The 14,880-nt window shown below is 74.7% G+C and carries 10 protein-coding genes and 1 pseudogene; 6 read left to right on the top strand and 5 right to left on the bottom strand.

The window, feature by feature from the left end:
• Positions 1-80 precede the first annotated feature (80 nt).
• Entirely contained in the window at positions 81-1,487 is a 1,407-nt protein-coding gene (locus AB0N63_RS20475; protein WP_365530415.1) for a hypothetical protein, read from the top strand.
• A gap of 55 nt (positions 1,488-1,542) precedes the next feature.
• Here AB0N63_RS20475 and AB0N63_RS20480 read toward each other — a convergent pair whose 3' ends face one another.
• A complete protein-coding gene (locus AB0N63_RS20480; protein ID WP_365530416.1) occupies positions 1,543-2,748 on the bottom strand; it encodes a PP2C family protein-serine/threonine phosphatase in 1,206 nt (401 codons plus the stop codon).
• A gap of 355 nt (positions 2,749-3,103) precedes the next feature.
• Here AB0N63_RS20480 and AB0N63_RS20485 point away from each other — a divergent pair, with 355 nt between their 5' ends.
• The 3 genes and pseudogenes from AB0N63_RS20485 to AB0N63_RS20495 all read left to right on the top strand — a co-directional run bounded on the left by AB0N63_RS20485 (position 3,104) and on the right by AB0N63_RS20495 (position 7,757).
• A complete protein-coding gene (locus AB0N63_RS20485; protein ID WP_365530417.1) occupies positions 3,104-4,303 on the top strand; it encodes an EfeM/EfeO family lipoprotein in 1,200 nt (399 codons plus the stop codon).
• Positions 4,304-4,476: 173 nt separating this feature from the next.
• A pseudogene (efeB, locus tag AB0N63_RS20490) lies at positions 4,477-5,724 on the top strand (iron uptake transporter deferrochelatase/peroxidase subunit); the annotation flags it as partial.
• 200 nt (positions 5,725-5,924) lie between these two features.
• Complete coding sequence (locus AB0N63_RS20495) at positions 5,925-7,757, top strand: alkaline phosphatase family protein (protein WP_365530418.1); 1,833 nt, start codon at positions 5,925-5,927, stop codon at positions 7,755-7,757.
• 74 nt (positions 7,758-7,831) lie between these two features.
• Here the strand turns inward: AB0N63_RS20495 and AB0N63_RS20500 are convergent, their stop codons facing one another.
• Both AB0N63_RS20500 and AB0N63_RS20505 read right to left on the bottom strand, forming a co-directional pair.
• Positions 7,832-9,157, bottom strand: a complete 1,326-nt coding sequence (locus AB0N63_RS20500) for a lipase family protein (protein WP_365530419.1) — start codon at positions 9,155-9,157, stop codon at positions 7,832-7,834.
• A gap of 348 nt (positions 9,158-9,505) precedes the next feature.
• Entirely contained in the window at positions 9,506-12,154 is a 2,649-nt protein-coding gene (locus AB0N63_RS20505) for a SpoIIE family protein phosphatase (protein ID WP_365530420.1), read from the bottom strand.
• A 307-nt stretch (positions 12,155-12,461) separates the two neighbouring features.
• Between AB0N63_RS20505 and rpmG the strand changes: the two genes are divergently transcribed.
• Both rpmG and ykgO read left to right on the top strand, forming a co-directional pair.
• Positions 12,462-12,626 (top strand): 50S ribosomal protein L33, encoded by a 165-nt coding sequence (gene rpmG / locus AB0N63_RS20510; protein ID WP_009193041.1) that lies wholly within the window; start codon positions 12,462-12,464, stop codon positions 12,624-12,626.
• A 2-nt stretch (positions 12,627-12,628) separates the two neighbouring features.
• Positions 12,629-12,751, top strand: coding sequence for a type B 50S ribosomal protein L36 (gene ykgO / locus AB0N63_RS20515; protein WP_365530421.1), 123 nt, complete (start codon positions 12,629-12,631; stop codon positions 12,749-12,751).
• Positions 12,752-12,834: 83 nt separating this feature from the next.
• Here the strand turns inward: ykgO and AB0N63_RS20520 are convergent, their stop codons facing one another.
• Positions 12,835-13,311, bottom strand: coding sequence for a GNAT family N-acetyltransferase (locus tag AB0N63_RS20520; RefSeq protein WP_365530422.1), 477 nt, complete (start codon positions 13,309-13,311; stop codon positions 12,835-12,837).
• Positions 13,312-13,430: 119 nt separating this feature from the next.
• Complete coding sequence (locus AB0N63_RS20525) at positions 13,431-14,876, bottom strand: glyceraldehyde-3-phosphate dehydrogenase (RefSeq protein WP_365530423.1); 1,446 nt, start codon at positions 14,874-14,876, stop codon at positions 13,431-13,433.
• Positions 14,877-14,880: the final 4 nt, after the last annotated feature.

Raw genomic sequence — 14,880 nt, forward strand, 5'->3', positions numbered from 1 at the left:
CCACGTTGCCGCAACACCGCCGCAACGGCCGGTCACTACGGTCGCGGTGTACCCCTCCCCGACCCCCGGAAGGCTCCGTCATGCGCAGCCGGACCACCCTCGCCGCCCTCGCGCTGACGGCGCTCGCCGTCGCCGTACCCCGCGCCGATGCCGGGGAGTTCGGGCCGCTGCCGCCGGCGAACCCGTACACCGCCGCCACCGGCACCGCCACCATGCACGGCGACACCGCCAACTCGGACACCACCCCCTACGCCGGCACCGGCGCCGGGGCCGTCACCTACCGGCGCACCGCCCTGCAGTCCGCGTGCCCCACCGTCACGGCGGGCGGCGACGGACTCGTCGTGGCCATGTGCACCCGCATCTTCGGCCGCAACCCCGTCGTCCACCTCCTCGACCCCGCCGACGGCGACCGGCTGGCGAGCTACGACCTCCCCAAGGGCACTCTCTTCGGCGGCGTCTACGCCTACCGCGACCACGAGGACCGGCTCGTCACCGTCGACCCCGACGGCAACCTGCTGCGCATCGGCCACCACCGCACCGCTGACGGCGGCTGGGAGCTGCGCGCCGACACCACCGTCCCGCTCGGCGCAGCCGCCGCGGGCGGCGTGGTGGGCCTGTCCCCGGACTGGCGGGGCAACGTCTGGTTCACCACCCCCGGCGGCACGGTCGGCGTCCTCACCCCGGCCGGAAGCGTGCACACCCTCGCCCTGCCCGCCGGCGAGACGATCGCCAACTCCCTTTCCGTGGTCCCCGGCCAGACCGCCGTCACCACCAGCCACGCCCTGTACGCCCTCACCGCCGACGCGGACGGCGTCCCCGCCGTCCGGTGGCGGCGCGCCTACGACCGCGGCACCGCCCGGAAGCCGGGCCGGCTGTCCTGGGGCACCGGCGCCACCCCGGTCTACTTCGGCCCCGGCGACGGCACCGACTACCTGGCGATCACGGACAACGCCGACGGCCGGGAGAATCTCGTCGTCCGCCGGCGCGACGGCTCCGAGGTGTGCACCGTCCCCGTCGTGGACGGCACCGAGGACGCGGTGATCGCCACCGGCCGCAGCGTCTTCGTCACCTCCACCTACGGCTACCCCTACCCGGTGCTGCCCGACGACGCCGGGGCCTCGCAGCCGTCCTCCGCGTCCTTCACCGGCGGACTGGCCCGCGTGGACGTGGACGCCGACGGCGAGGGCTGCCACCAGGTGTGGGGCAACGGTGCCAAGAGCGCCGCCCTGCCCCGGCTGTCGGTGGCCGACGGCCGCATCTACACGGTCACCGTCACCGGACCGACCGACAGCGCGGTGGGCACCGACACCTTCGCCGCCTACCACTACGCCGTCCTCGACTCCGCCACCGGCCGGACGCTGAGCACCCGGTACCTCGGCATCGGGCTGCTGTACAACCCGTTGCAGATGACCGGGACGACGACCGCCGACGGCACCTTCTGGCAGGGCACGGCCACCGGGGTGGTCGCGGTGCGGCGCGCCTCCTGAGCGGGGACGCCGGCCGCCGAGTCGTGAGCCCGCGTCCTCTGAGCCGTTCGCGGGCTCACCCCGGCGGGGCCGCGTCGTGGCCGCCGCCGTGGCGCGCGGTCCGGCGGGCCTCGTGCCAGGGCGGCGCCCGGCGTACGGCGATGAGGGCGACGTCGTCGCCGAGACGGCCGCCGGTGTGGGCGATCAGATCGCGCTGGACGTGGTGGAGCAGGGCGCCCGGCGGACAGCCGGACCACCGCGCGGCGCGCTGCGCGAACGGATAGAACACGCCGTGCCGGTCGCGGGCCTCGATGACCCCGTCCGTGTACAGCACCAGAGTGTCCTCGGCGCCGAACGGCACCTCGTCCACCACCCCGCCGTCCGGATCGGTCAGCCCGACCCCGAGCGGCGGCGCCGGACTCAGCTCCGGCACCGTCACCCGGCTGTCCGGGCCGAGCAGCAACGGCGCCACATGTCCGCAACTGGTCATGCGGATGACCGGGGCGTCGTCCGGGATCTCCAGCAGCAGCGCGGTGACGAACCGTTCCCCCGACTCCTCCTCCGGCTCGAAGTCGGCCAGGTAGCGGGTGACGCTCCGCTCCAGGGAGGCGGCGAGCGCCGGCAGGGTGGTGTGGTGGTGGGCCGCCTCGCGGAAGGCGCCGAGCAGCAGCGCCGCCTCGCCGATGGCCGGCAGCCCCTTGCCCCGTACGTCACCGATCAGCACGCGCGCCCCGTCGGCCGTCCGGGTGGCGGCGTACAGGTCGCCGCCGATCGACGCCTCGTCCTCGGCGGCCAGATAGCGGCTGGCCAGTTGCAGGGAGCCCAGCCGTTCCGGCAGCGGCCACAGCAGCACCCGCTGCGCGGCCTCGGCCACCGACCGGACCTGCGCCAGCTCCCGGCGGCGCCGGTCGCGGACCAGGGACAGCGCCACGACGAGGGCGGACAGCAGCGCCAGGGCGATCACCTGCACGACGAAGCTGCGCGTGGACAGCACTCCCGAGCGCCAGCCGACGAGCCCCTGCGCCGCGACCGCCGCGACGCCCACGGCTCCGGTCGTCCAGGGGCCCTCCGACCAGGCGGCGATCGCGGGCGCGATCACCAGGAGCGGGCCGAGGACGATGTCGGCGGGGGAGACGATGTCGACGACGGTGATGAGGACGACGAGTGCGACCGCCACCAGCAGCAGCGCATGGCCCGACAGCCATGGCCGTGCACGCGGGACGAAGCGTTCCTGCCAGGAGACCACGCCTCCCACAGTGCCCGCGGTCACCGCGCCGCGCATCACGGAGCCGGTCCGTCGCGTCGCGGTGCGCGCTGAGTGCCCGTCCGAGCGCGAGCGTCCCGCCCCGGGGGCCACAGGTGCTCCGCCCACCGGGGCGGGGCCGTCCACGGAACCGGGGACGGAGGCTGCCGCCCGCTGGGACGGTACGAAGGCCGCCCGCCCGGACGCCCACAGCCCGGCCCGCCGAGCCCAGGCTGTCCGCCGGGGCGGAGGCGGCACCGCGCGCCCGCGTGCCGACGGCCGTGCGGGGCGGGGGGCGATTCCCGGACATCGCCCGTGACGGACGCCCGTCCGCACCGCTCCCGTTCCCTAACATGAGGCCGTCACGGACGGCTCGGCCCCGGGGAGGACCGGAATGCGGATGCCCGGCCCCGGCGCGCGGTCACCGCGGACATGGGCCGCCGCCGCGCTGGCCCTCGCGCTGGGCGCGACCGGCCTGCTGACGGTCCTCCCGCACGCCCCGTCCGGCGCGGACGCCGCGCCGGACGGGCTGCCGTACACCACCGTCGAGGTGTCGCCGGGCGGCTGCGGGCGCGGCTGGGACCGCCCGGCGCCCGGCCTCCAGGTCTTCCGCCTGCACAACACCTCGGGGCGGGCCGCCGAGGCCTACCTGCAGGAGCGGGGCGGCGGCGCCGTCCTCGGCGAGGCCGAGGGCATCGGCCCCGGCGCCACCCGGTCCCTGACCGTCCGCCTCGGCGCAGGCGCGTACGCCTTCCGCTGCGTGCCCGAGGACGCCGACGCGGTCACCGGCCCCACGGTCCGCGTCGACCGCGGCCGCCCCGGCCCGGCCGCCGCGCCCGTCACCGCCCACGACCTCGTCCCCCCGGCGATCGCCTACCAGAAGTGGGTCGCCCGAGGTCTGGACGAGGTGGTCCGCCGGACCGGGCGGCTGCGCACCGCCGTCGACCGCGGCGACCTCGCCGCGGCCCGTACGGCCTGGCTCCCGGCCCATCTGGAGTATGAGCGGCTCGGCGCGGCCTACGACGCCTTCGGCGACGCCGACGGACGGATCAACGGCACCGACGCGGGCCTGCCCGGCGGGGTCCGCGATCCGGGCTTCACCGGCTTCCACCGCATCGAGTACGGGCTGTGGCACGGCGCGGCGGCCGGCTCCCTGCGCGCTCCGGCCGCCGCCCTGGCCGGCGCCGTCACCGCGCTGCGCGAGGAGTGGGCGCAGACCCGGATGGACCCGGCCCAGCTCGGGCTGCGGGCCCACGAGATCCTGGAGAACACCGTGCAGTCCGAGCTGACCGCACGCACCGACTACGGCAGCGGCACCAACCTCGCCACCGCCCGCGCCAACCTCGACGGCACCCGGGCGGTACTGGCCCGCCTCCGCCCGCTGCTCGCCACCCGCTACCCCGGCCTGCCCGCGCTGGACCGGCGGCTGGAGCGCGCCGGAGCCCTCCTCGACGGCTTCCGCCACGGCACCCGCTGGACGCCCCTGTCCCACGTGAGCCGCAGCCGGCGCGAACGCGCCGACGCGGCCCTCGGCGACCTGGTCGAACGCCTCGCCTCCGTCGCCACCCTGTGCGCCCCCCGGAGGACGGCATGAACGGCGGCGACCGAACGCCCCGGCCCCGGCTCTCCACCTCCTCCGGCCCGGTCACGCCCTCCGGCCCGTCCGAGCAGCCCGGCCCCGCCGCTCCCGCCGTTCCACCCCCCGCGCCTCCCCGCCCCGCTGCGGCCGCCGTTCCACGGCCCGCACCCCCCGCCGCCCCCGGCCCGCTCCCGCGCCGTCGCTTCCTGCGGGGCGCGGCCCTCGCCGGGGCCGGGCTCGCCGCCGCCGGGGCGGCCACCGCAGCGACCGTGGGCGACAGCGCCCGCCTCGGCGACAGCGTCCCCGTCGGCGACCTCACCGGCCCCGCCGTCTCAGTGGTGCCGCCCTTCCACGGCCCCCACCAGCGGTCCCTGCTCGCGGCCCCCCGCCGCTCCACCGTCTTCGTCGCCTTCGACGTCACCGCCGGCGACCGGACCGAACTGACCGAGCTGCTGCGCACCCTCACCGCCCGCGCCCGGTTCCTCACCTCCGGCGGCGCCCCCGAGCCGGTCGGCATCACCGGCCCGCCCGCCGACTCGGGCGTCCTCGGCGGCGAACTCCCGGCCGGCGCGCTCTCGGTGACCGTCGCCGTCGGCGCGGCGCTCTTCGACGACCGGTACGGGCTGAGCGCGCTGCGCCCGCGCCGGCTCACGGTCATGCCGTCCTTCCCCGACGACGACCTGCGCCCCGACTGGTGCCACGGCGACCTCAGCCTGCACCTGCACGCCGACGAACCGGACACCGTCCTGCACGCGCTGCGCGACATCGCCCGGCACACCCGCGGCGGACTCCAGATCCGCTGGCGGATGGACGGCTTCACCAGCCCGCCCCGCCCGTCCGGCGCCCCGCGCAACCTGTTCGGCTTCAAGGACGGCACCGCCAATCCGGACGCCACGGACACCCGGGAGATGGACCGGCTGGTGTGGGTGGGGCGGGGGAGCGGTGAACCGGAGTGGGCGGCCGGCGGCAGCTACCAGGTCGTCCGGCTGATCCGCATGCTGGTCGAGTTCTGGGACCGGGTCTCCCTCGCCGAGCAGGAACGCATGATCGGCAGGGTCCGCGAGTCCGGCGCCCCGCTGGACGGCGACGCCGAGCAGGACGAGCCCCACTACGCGGCAGACCCCACCGGCGACGTCATCCCGCTGGACGCCCACATCCGCCTGGCCGACCCGCGCACCGCCGCCACCGCAGGCCGGCGCATCCTGCGCCGCGCCTACAACTACGACCGGGGCGTGGACGCCAACGGCAACCTCGACATGGGTCTGCTCTTCTGCTGCTACCAGCAAGACCTCGCCCGCCAGTTCGAAACCATCCAGAAGCGTCTGGCCGGCGAGCCGCTGACCGACTACATCAAGCCGTTCGGCGGCGGCTACTTCTACGCCCTGCCCGGCGTGCGGGACGAGACGGATTGGTACGGCCGCGCCCTGCTGACCTGAGGTTTCGCCGTACCCGCCGCGCCCGGCGGGCGGTTCATCCCAACGGTCGGCCCACCGTCCGGTTCGGGCCCGGCCTTCCTGACCCGCCCCGGCCCCGGCGTCATCATGGCTCCGCCACCGCGCCGCCCACCGGCGGCGCCTCCCGCGCCGTACGCGCGGAAACGATCCCGCGCGCACCGCCCGGAAAGCGAGGCAGCAGCATGGCCGGCAGGGGAAGACGAGCCACCCTACGCAGCCTCGGCGCGCTCACCGGCGCCGTCGCACTCACCGTCCTCGGCCCCGCCGTCCCCGGCCGGGCCGCGGACCGGCCCGGACCCCCGGCCCCGGCCACACCCATCGAGCACGTCGTCGTCCTCTTCGACGAGAACATCTCCTTCGACCACTACTTCGCCACCTACCCGGAGGCCGCCAACACCGACGGCACCCGGTTCACCGCGGCGAAGCGAACCCCGAAGGACATCGACACCCTCGCCCGCGCCGGGCTGCTCACGCACAACCCCAACCAGTACGCGCCCAAGCGGCTCACCCCCGCCCAGGCCGTGACCTGCGACCAGAACCACTCCTACGGACCCGAGCAGTACGCCGCGAACGGCGGCCGGGCCGACAAGTACGTGGAGAACACCGAGGTCGGCAAGTGCAGCGGAGGCCTGTTCGGCGAACCGGGCCTGGTCATGGACTACTACGACGGCAACACCGTCACCGCGCTGTGGAACTACGCCCAGCACTACGCCGTGAGCGACCGCTCCTTCAGCTCCACCTACGGCCCCTCCACGCCCGGCGCCGTCAACCTGGTCTCCGGCCAGACGCACGGCATCATCTCCGTGGACCCGGACTCGGGCACCGAGCACCCAAGGCAGACGCCGACGCCCGACCCGGCCACCGTGAAGTCGCCCGACGCGCACGGCGTCGGCACGATGATCAACGACCCGGACCCGGCCTTCGACGACTGCTCCAACCGCAACCACACCAGCTCCAGCGCCCTGGCCGTGATGAAGGGCCGCACCATCGGCGACCTGCTGAACGCCCGGAACGTCAGCTGGGGCTGGTTCCAGGGCGGCTTCCGGCCGACCACCGCCTGGAGCGGCGAGCAGGGCGCCTACGCCCGCTGCGACGCCGCCCACGCCAACGTCGGCGGCGCCGAGGTGGTCGACTACAGCCCGCACCACAACCCGTTCGCCTACTACCGGTCCACGGCCAACCCGCACCACCTGCCGCCCGCGAGCGTCGCCGAGATCGGCCACGCCGGGCGCGCCAACCACAACTACGACCTGACCGACTTCTCCGCCGCGCTGAAGGCGGGCCGGCTCCCGGCCGTCAGCTTCGTCAAGGCCGCCGCCTACCAGGACGGCCACGCGGGCTACTCCGACCCGCTGGACGAGCAGCACTTCCTGACCGAGCAGATCAACGCGGTCCAGAGCGCGCCGCAGTGGCGCTCGACCGCCGTCGTCATCGCCTACGACGACTCCGACGGCTGGTACGACCACGCCTACGCGCCGCTGCGCAACGGCTCCACCGACACCGAGGCCGCCTCCAACGGCAGGCCCACCGACAGCCCCGCCTGCCAGGCCGGCCCCCGGGCGGCCGGCGGCTACCAGGACCGCTGCGGTCCCGGCCCCCGCCAGCCGCTGCTGGTGATCTCCCCGTACGCGAGGGTGAACGCGGTGGACCACACGCCGACCGAGCAGACGTCGATCATCCGGTTCATCGAGGACAACTGGCACGTCGGCCGCATCGGCGACCACTCCTTCGACGCCCGTGCCGGTTCCCTCGCCGGGATGTTCGACTTCCGGCACCCCAACGACCGTCAGGTGCTGCTGAACCGCGACGGCTCGGTGAAGTCGGTCGGTCCGATCCGGCAGGTGGCGCCGGTGGCCACCCGGATCACGCCGGGGCCCGCCGCCGAGAACACGGCGGCGGCCGCCCCGTCGTCGCGGTGGCCGGTCCTGCCGGTCGGCGCCGCCGCCCTGCTGGCCGCCCTCGGCGCCGGCGCGTACCTCGCGCTGCGGCGCAGGGGCCGCCGGGCCGCCGCCTGACCGGGCGCGGGAAGAGGCCGCCCCGTCGCCGACGGGGCGGCCTCGCCGTGACCTGAGCGCCGCAGGGGAGCGGATCAGGGCTGGAGCGGCAGCGTCGCGCAGTTCGACGCGGCGGGCTTGCCGGCCAGCCGGTCGGTCAGCCAGGACACGGCGGGGTCCAGGTCCGCGGCCAGCGGCCCGACGTGGTTGAGCAGCGGGCTGACGACGTTCGGCAAGAGCACCGGCTTGTACGTCACGTCGGCGCCCTTGCGGCACCAGTCGACGGCGAGCTGCCGGGCCTGGCCGTGCGGGACGAGGTTGTCACTGGTGCCGGTGGCCACCCGGACCGGACCGGCGGGCTCGAGCCGGCCGATGCGCTGGGTGTCCAGGAAGTCCTGCAGGGCGGGGGTCGCGGCGATGATGTCGCTGAGCGACTCGCCGTCGGTGGTCCACCTGGTGCTGCGCGCGTAGCCGTAGTGGAGGATCGCGTCGCCCACGCACATGGTCGACAGATCGGCGAGCGCCGCCTTGCCGGCCGCGTCGAGGTGCGCCTCGGCGATCGGCCGCAGCTCCGGGTCGGTCTGGAGGAACCCGTTGAGCGACCAGCCCAGCGCACCTGCCAGCTCGGTGCCGTCGATGCCCTTGGTGACCTCGGTGAGGTTCGCGGGCGGCGCGCCGGCGTAGGTGCCCGCGAGGGCGACGTCGGGGGCGTACGACGGCTGGAGTTCGGCGGCCGCGGCGGTGGCGCCGCCGCCCTGGCTGTAGCCGTACAGGCCGACGCGGGAGGCGGCCGTGACCGAGGCGCCCTCGACGGAGCGGGCGGCGCGGGCCGCGTCGAGGACGGCGTGCGCCTCGTCGACCCGGTTGACGTAGGTGTGCAGCCGGTCCGTGGCGCCCAGGCCCGCGTAGTCGGTGACCGCGACCGCGACGCCCGACGCCAGCAGCCGGTAGACCGACAGGTCCTCGTATCCGACCGTCACGGTCTGCCCGTTGAGGGTCACCGGGTGCTCCAGGCCGAGGGAGGCCGCGCACTGGTCGCCCTGGCCCATGGTGCCCGGCGCGACGACGACCAGCGGGCGGGGGCCGCCGCCCTTCCAGCGCGCGGCCGGCTCGATGTAGGCGCCGGTGACGGCCACGGGCAGGCCGTTCGCGTCCGTCGACCTGTACATCAGCCGGGTGGCCCGGCCGGGCAGCGGGCCGTCGAGGCCGGGCAGGCTGAGAGCGAGCGGGAGCGGCTCGCTGCGGATCAGGGCGCCGTCGGCGGCGGGCAGTTCGGCGGGCGGGGTGTAGAACGCGGGGATCGTGACGCCGCGGGAGACGACCGGGGCGGAGTCCGCCGCGGCGGCGGGCACCGCCTGGACGCCGAGACACGAGGCCGCGGCCACCACCGCGGCGGCGGTCAGGTATCTGCGTGGGGGCATGGGGGACCTCCTGGGATGCGGCCGGGCAGGAGAGGCGGCCTCGTCCCCGCCCGGCGGCCGACGGCCGGACACCCTGGGGCGAGGACATGCCAATGCAAGGCGGCGCGGTCGTCCCACCGGCCCCCTCGCCTCACCGGGGAGTGAGCAGACGAGAAGTTACCCAGCAGTCTGTTACCGGCGGTAGCACGCAGCAGATTGCGGTTCAGTAATATGACTGAACGTCTGATGGCGCACCCGTTTCGGTCACCGCGCGTCAGCCGGCCCGCCCTGCCCGCGCCCCGGCCCGGAGTCCTCCGGCCCCCGCTCGGGCAACGGCCCCGCCCCGCCGGCCACCGGGCCGCCCCGCCGTCACCAGGCCATCTCGTCCAGCAGCAGCATCGGGTCCGGCTCCGGAGCGCGGCCCAGGGACTGCTCGGCCCAGATCACCTTGCCCCGGGCCACGTACCGCGTGCCCCACCGCTCGGCGAACTGCGAGACCAGGAACAGCCCGCGCCCGCCCTCGTCGGTGGTGGCGGCGCGGCGCAGCCGGGGCGAGGTGTTGCTGCCGTCGGAGACCTCGCAGACCAGGGTGCGGCCCAGCAGCATCCTGACCCGGACCGGCGGCGCCCCGTAGCGGATGGCGTTGGTCAGCAGCTCGCTCAGGATCAGCTCCATGGCGAACGACGCGTCCTCCAGGCCCCACTCGCGCAGTCGTTCGCTCACTTCGGTGCGCACCCGGGAGACCGCCATCGCGTCGAACGGCACCTCCCACACCGCCACCCGTGACGGGTCCAGCAGCCGGGTCCGGGCGACCAGCACGGCGACGTCGTCGCTCGGGTGCTCCGGCAGCATCCTGCGCATCAGGGACCGGCAGGTGTCCTCCGGTGTCAGGCCGGGGTGCCCGACGGCCGCCGCCAGCAGCCGCAACCCCTCGTCGATGTCCCGTCTGCGGTCCTCCACCAGTCCGTCGGTGAACAGCACCAGGCGGCTGCCCTCCGGGAGGTCCAGCTCACCCGACTCGAACGGATGGCCGCCCACGCCCAGCGGTGGCGACAGCGGCAGCTCCGGGAAGGTCACCCGGCCCCCCGGGTCCACCACGGCCGGGACACCGTGCCCGGCGCGCGAGAGGGTGCAGCGCCCGCCCACCGGGTCGTAGATGGCGTACAGGCAGGTGGCGCCGGTCACCAGGGAGCCCTCCCCGTCCGCGCTCTCGGCCTGGGTGTCCAGCGTCATCACCATCTCGTCGAGATGACCCAGCAGCTCCTCCGGGGGCAGGTCGAGCGAGGAGAAGTTCAGCACGGCCGTCCGCAGCCGGCCCATCGTCACCGCGGCGTGCAGCCCGTGGCCCACCACGTCCCCGACCACGAGCGCCACCCGGAACCCCGGAAGCGGGATCACGTCGAACCAGTCGCCGCCCACCCCCGACTGCGCCGGCAGATAGCGCCACGCCACCTCCAGCGCGTCCTGCTCCGGCAGGTCCCGGGGCAGCAGGCTGCGCTGCAGGGTCACGGCCATCGCGTGCTCGCGCGTGTACCGGCGCGCGTTGTCGATCGCCACGGCCGCCCGCGCCCCCAGCTCCTCGGCGACCGCCACGTCCTCGTCCTCGAACCGGGGCGAGCCGGCCCCGCGCCAGAAGTTGACCATTCCCAGCACCACGCCGCGCGCCCGCAGCGGCACGGTGATCAGCGAGTGGACGCCCGAGTCCAGCACCTGGCGGGCGCCCTCGGGGTCCTGCGCCCGCCAGTCCTGGGCCGCGTGCAGGTCCGGCACCAGCACCGCCTTGCCCTGGCTGAGCGCCGCCACCATGGGCGTGTCGGCGACGACGAACTGGATCAGATCGCCCACCGGCTGCAACGGGTGCCCGGCCCCCGTGCCGCGCAGCGCGGTGCGCCGCATCCGGTTGAGGGCGCCCGTCGGCTCCTCCCCGTGCAGCACCGCCTCCAGCAGCTCCACCGTCACCACGTCCGCGAGGCCGGGGACCGCCACCTCGGCCAGCTCCTGCGCGGTGCGCCGTACGTCGAGCGTGGTGCCGATCCGCACACCTGCCTCGTACAGCAGCGTCAGCCGGCCCCGGGCCACCTCGGCCCGGCCGGTCAGCGCCCGCAGCTCCGTGGTGTCGCGGAAGCTGGCCACCAGGCCCGGCGCGCCGCCGTAGGGTGCGGTGCGCCGGGAGTTGACCGCGAGCAGCCGGTCCCCGACCGGGTACACCGCGTCGGAGACGGCCTCGCCCGAGGCCAGCAGCCCGGTCAGTTCCGGCCCCAGCCCCAGGTCCGTGACGTGCCGCTGTTCGGCGTCCTCCGGAAGGTTCAGCAGCCGGCGCGCCTCGTCGTTGGCGAGCAGCAGCCGCCCGTCGCCGTCGAGGATCAGCACGCCCTCCCGTACGGCGTGCAGCACCGCGTCGTGGTGTTCGTACATCCGGGTCATCTCGGCCGGGCCGAGGCCGTGGGTCTGGCGGCGCAGCCGCCGGGTGACCAGGGCGGTACCCGCCGTCGCCAGCACCAGAGCCAGCGCGGCCGAGCCGAGCACCATGGGCACCTGCTGGTCCAGCAGGTGCCCCAGGTTCTCCACCTGGATCCCGGCGGCGACCATGCCGACCACGCGCCGGCTGCCGTCCAGCACCGGCACCACCGCGCGCACCGCGTCCGACGGCTTGCCGTGGAACCGCTCGGTGAAGGTCTCGCCGGCGGCGGCGCGCTCCACGCCCTGCGCGTGCGTGCCGATCAGTCTCGGGTCGGTGTCGCTGACCCGGATGCCGGCCTTGTCCAGCACCGAGATGAAGTCCACCCCCGAGCCCGCCTGCGCCTGCATGGTCGCCGGCTGGAGCATGGCCGTCGGGTCGGGCGACTGGAGCGCGCGCAGCGTGCCGGGCGCGTGGGCGAACGCCTCAGCCGTCGCCAGCGAGCGCACCCGGGCGCTGTTCTCGCCGTCGTAACGGCCCTGGAGCACCAGGGCGCCGGCCGCCGCGGCGACCAGCACCAGGACGACGATCACCTGGAGCAGGAAGACCTGTGCGGCCACCGTGCCCAGGTTCCAGGAGGACGGCGAGAAGCGGCGTCCCGGGGAGCGCCGGGACCGGGGACGGCGGGACGCGTCGCCTGCCCGCCGGTCGCTGGACGGCGGCGCCGCTTCGGCAGCGGCCCCGCGGGAACGTCCGACCATGTTCCCAGTTCTAGCACCGCGCTCGACCGGCGGGCGACCGGTATGCCCGCCACCTCCTCTTCCCGGACTGCCGTTTCCTGCGGGAATGCACCGGCCGGTGCGGCTGTTGACGACCATGGCCGGCATGCCTGGGTCAATCCCGGGAGCGGCCGAAAGGAGGACCCCCATGGCACGCAGCACCGTGCGTCCCGTAGTCCGGCTGAAGTCCACCGCCGGCACCGGCGTCACCTATGTGACCCGGAAGAACCGTCTCAACGACCCCGACCGGCTGGTCCTGCGCAAGTACGACCCGGCGGCCGGCCGGCACGTCCTGTTCCGTGAGGAGCGCTGACCATGAAGGTACGCAAGTCCCTGCGCGCGCTGAAGGCGCAACCGGGCGCGCAGGTGGTGCGCCGGCGGGGCGTGGTCTTCGTCCTGAACAAGAAGAACCCCCGCTTCAAGGCCCGCCAGGGCTGACATGCGCGGATCGTCCGGGCGGCCCGGACCCTCCTCCGGAGAGGGTCCGGGCCGCCCGGCACGTCCACGGGGCCGACGGCGGTTCAGGCCCCGCCGCCCAGCGCCTTCAGCGCGTCGTCCGTGAGCCGGTACACCGTCCACTCGTCCTGCGGGCGGGCGCCCAGGGCCTCGTAGAAGCCGATCGCCGGACGGTTCCAGTTCAGGACCGACCACTCCAGGCGCTCGTAGCCGCGCTCGACGCAGAGCCGGGCCAGCTCCGTCAGCAGTGCCCGGCCGTGGCCGCCGCCGCGCGCCCCCGGACGGACGTACAGGTCCTCCAGATAGATGCCGTGCACACCGCGCCAGGTGGAGAAGTTCAGGAACCACAGCGCGAAGCCGACGACCTCGCCGCCGGGGACCTCGGCCACGTGCGCGTAGGCGGCCGGACGCTCGCCGAACAGTGCCTCGGTCAGCTGTTCCGGCGTCGCCCTGGCCTCGTCGAGGGCCTTCTCGTACTCGGCCAGCTCGCGGATCAGGGCGTGGATGACGGGGACGTCGGCGGGGGTCGCGGTACGGATCATGCGCGCAGTCTCACACAGCCCGGCCCGACGGCCCCCGGGAGGGTGCGGTGGTACGGCGGCGGCCCGGCGCCCCTTGCGGGGGCGGCGGGCCGCTCGGCGGATCGGGCCGTCGCGGGGGGTCAGGCCGCCGGGGCCGGGTACGTCGGGTACTCCACCCCGGAGACGTGCTGCACGACCCGGATGACCTGGCAGGAGTAGCCGAACTCGTTGTCGTACCAGAGGTAGAGGATGGCGTTGTCACCCTCCACCTTGGTCGCGCCGGCGTCGACGATCGAGGCGTGGCGCGAGCCGATGAAGTCGCTGGAGACCGCGTCGGGGGCGGTGGTGAAGTCGATCTGGCGCTTGAGCGGCGAGGTCAGCGACACCTCGCGCAGGTGGTCGAGGACCTCCTCGCGGGTGGTCTCGCGGGCCAGTTGGAGGTTGAGGATCGCGATCGAGACGTCCGGCACGGGCACCCGGATGGAGCTGCCGGTGATGCGCGCCTTCAGGTCCGGCAGCGCCTTGGCGACGGCGGAGGCGGCGCCGGTCTCGGTGATCACCATGTTGAGCGGCGCGGAGCGGCCCCGGCGCTCGGACTTGTGGTAGTTGTCCAGCAGGTTCTGGTCGTTGGTGAACGAGTGGACGGTCTCCACGTGGCCGCGCCGCACGCCGAACTCGTCGTCCATCGCCTTCAGCGGCGGGACGATCGCGTTGGTGGTGCACGAGGCGCAGGACAGGATCCGCTCGTCCGGCTTGATCGTGTCGTGGTTGACGCCGTGCACGATGTTGGGCACGTCGCCCTTGCCGGGGGCGGTCAGCACGACCTTGTCGATGCCGGGGCGCAGGTGCCCGGACAGGCCCTCGCGGTCGCGCCACTTGCCGGTGTTGTCGATGAGGATGGCGTCCTTGATGCCGTACGCCGTGTAGTCCACCGAGGCCGGGTCGTCGGCGTAGATCACCTTGATCGCGTTGCCGTTGGCGACGATCGTGCTGTTGTCCTCGTCGACGGTGATCGTGCCCTGGAACTGGCCGTGGATGGAGTCGCGGCGCAGCAGCGAGGCCCGCTTGACGATGTCCTGGTCGCCGCCGCCGCGCACCACGATCGCGCGCAGCCGCAGACCGTTGCCCGAACCGGCCTTCTCGATCAGCAGCCGGGCGACCAGGCGGCCGATGCGGCCGAAGCCGTAGAGGACGACGTCGCGTCCCTCCCGCCGCTCGGTCTTGTTGCCGCCGGTGGCCCCGGCGACGGCCTCGGCGGTGAACTGGGCCACCGACAGGCCGCGGTCGTCGGCCTTGTAGGTGGCCGCCAGCATGCCGATGTCGATCTGGGACGGGCCGAGGTCGAGCGTCGTGAGGGTCTCGAGGAACGGCAGCGTCTCGGTCACCGACAGTTCCGCGCCGGCGATCTGCCGGGCGAACCGGTGGGTCTTGAGGATGCTCACCACCGACTTGTTCACCAGCGAGCGGCTGTGCAGCAGGACGGTGACGTCCCGCTCGCGGTGCAGCTTCCCGATCATCGGGATCATCGACTCCGCGATCTCCTCGCGGTGCTTCCAGTTGGTGAACGAGTCGTCGTTGACAGTCACAGGT

The organism is Streptomyces sp. NPDC093260 (assembly GCF_040683715.1).
GTDB lineage: Bacteria > Actinomycetota > Actinomycetes > Streptomycetales > Streptomycetaceae > Streptomyces > Streptomyces sennicomposti.

Excerpts from the sequence above, each read along its gene's own strand:
- ykgO (WP_365530421.1), top strand. The coding sequence starts at position 12,629 with ATGAAGGTACGCAAGTCCCTGCGCGCGCTGAAGGCGCAACCGGGCGCG.
- AB0N63_RS20475 (WP_365530415.1), top strand. The coding sequence starts at position 81 with ATGCGCAGCCGGACCACCCTCGCCGCCCTCGCGCTGACGGCGCTCGCC.
- AB0N63_RS20500 (WP_365530419.1), bottom strand. The coding sequence starts at position 9,157 with ATGCCCCCACGCAGATACCTGACCGCCGCCGCGGTGGTGGCCGCGGCC.
- AB0N63_RS20495 (WP_365530418.1), top strand. The coding sequence starts at position 5,925 with ATGGCCGGCAGGGGAAGACGAGCCACCCTACGCAGCCTCGGCGCGCTC.
- AB0N63_RS20485 (WP_365530417.1), top strand. The coding sequence starts at position 3,104 with ATGCGGATGCCCGGCCCCGGCGCGCGGTCACCGCGGACATGGGCCGCC.
- rpmG (WP_009193041.1), top strand. The coding sequence starts at position 12,462 with ATGGCACGCAGCACCGTGCGTCCCGTAGTCCGGCTGAAGTCCACCGCC.
- AB0N63_RS20480 (WP_365530416.1), bottom strand. The coding sequence starts at position 2,748 with ATGCGCGGCGCGGTGACCGCGGGCACTGTGGGAGGCGTGGTCTCCTGG.
- AB0N63_RS20520 (WP_365530422.1), bottom strand. The coding sequence starts at position 13,311 with ATGATCCGTACCGCGACCCCCGCCGACGTCCCCGTCATCCACGCCCTG.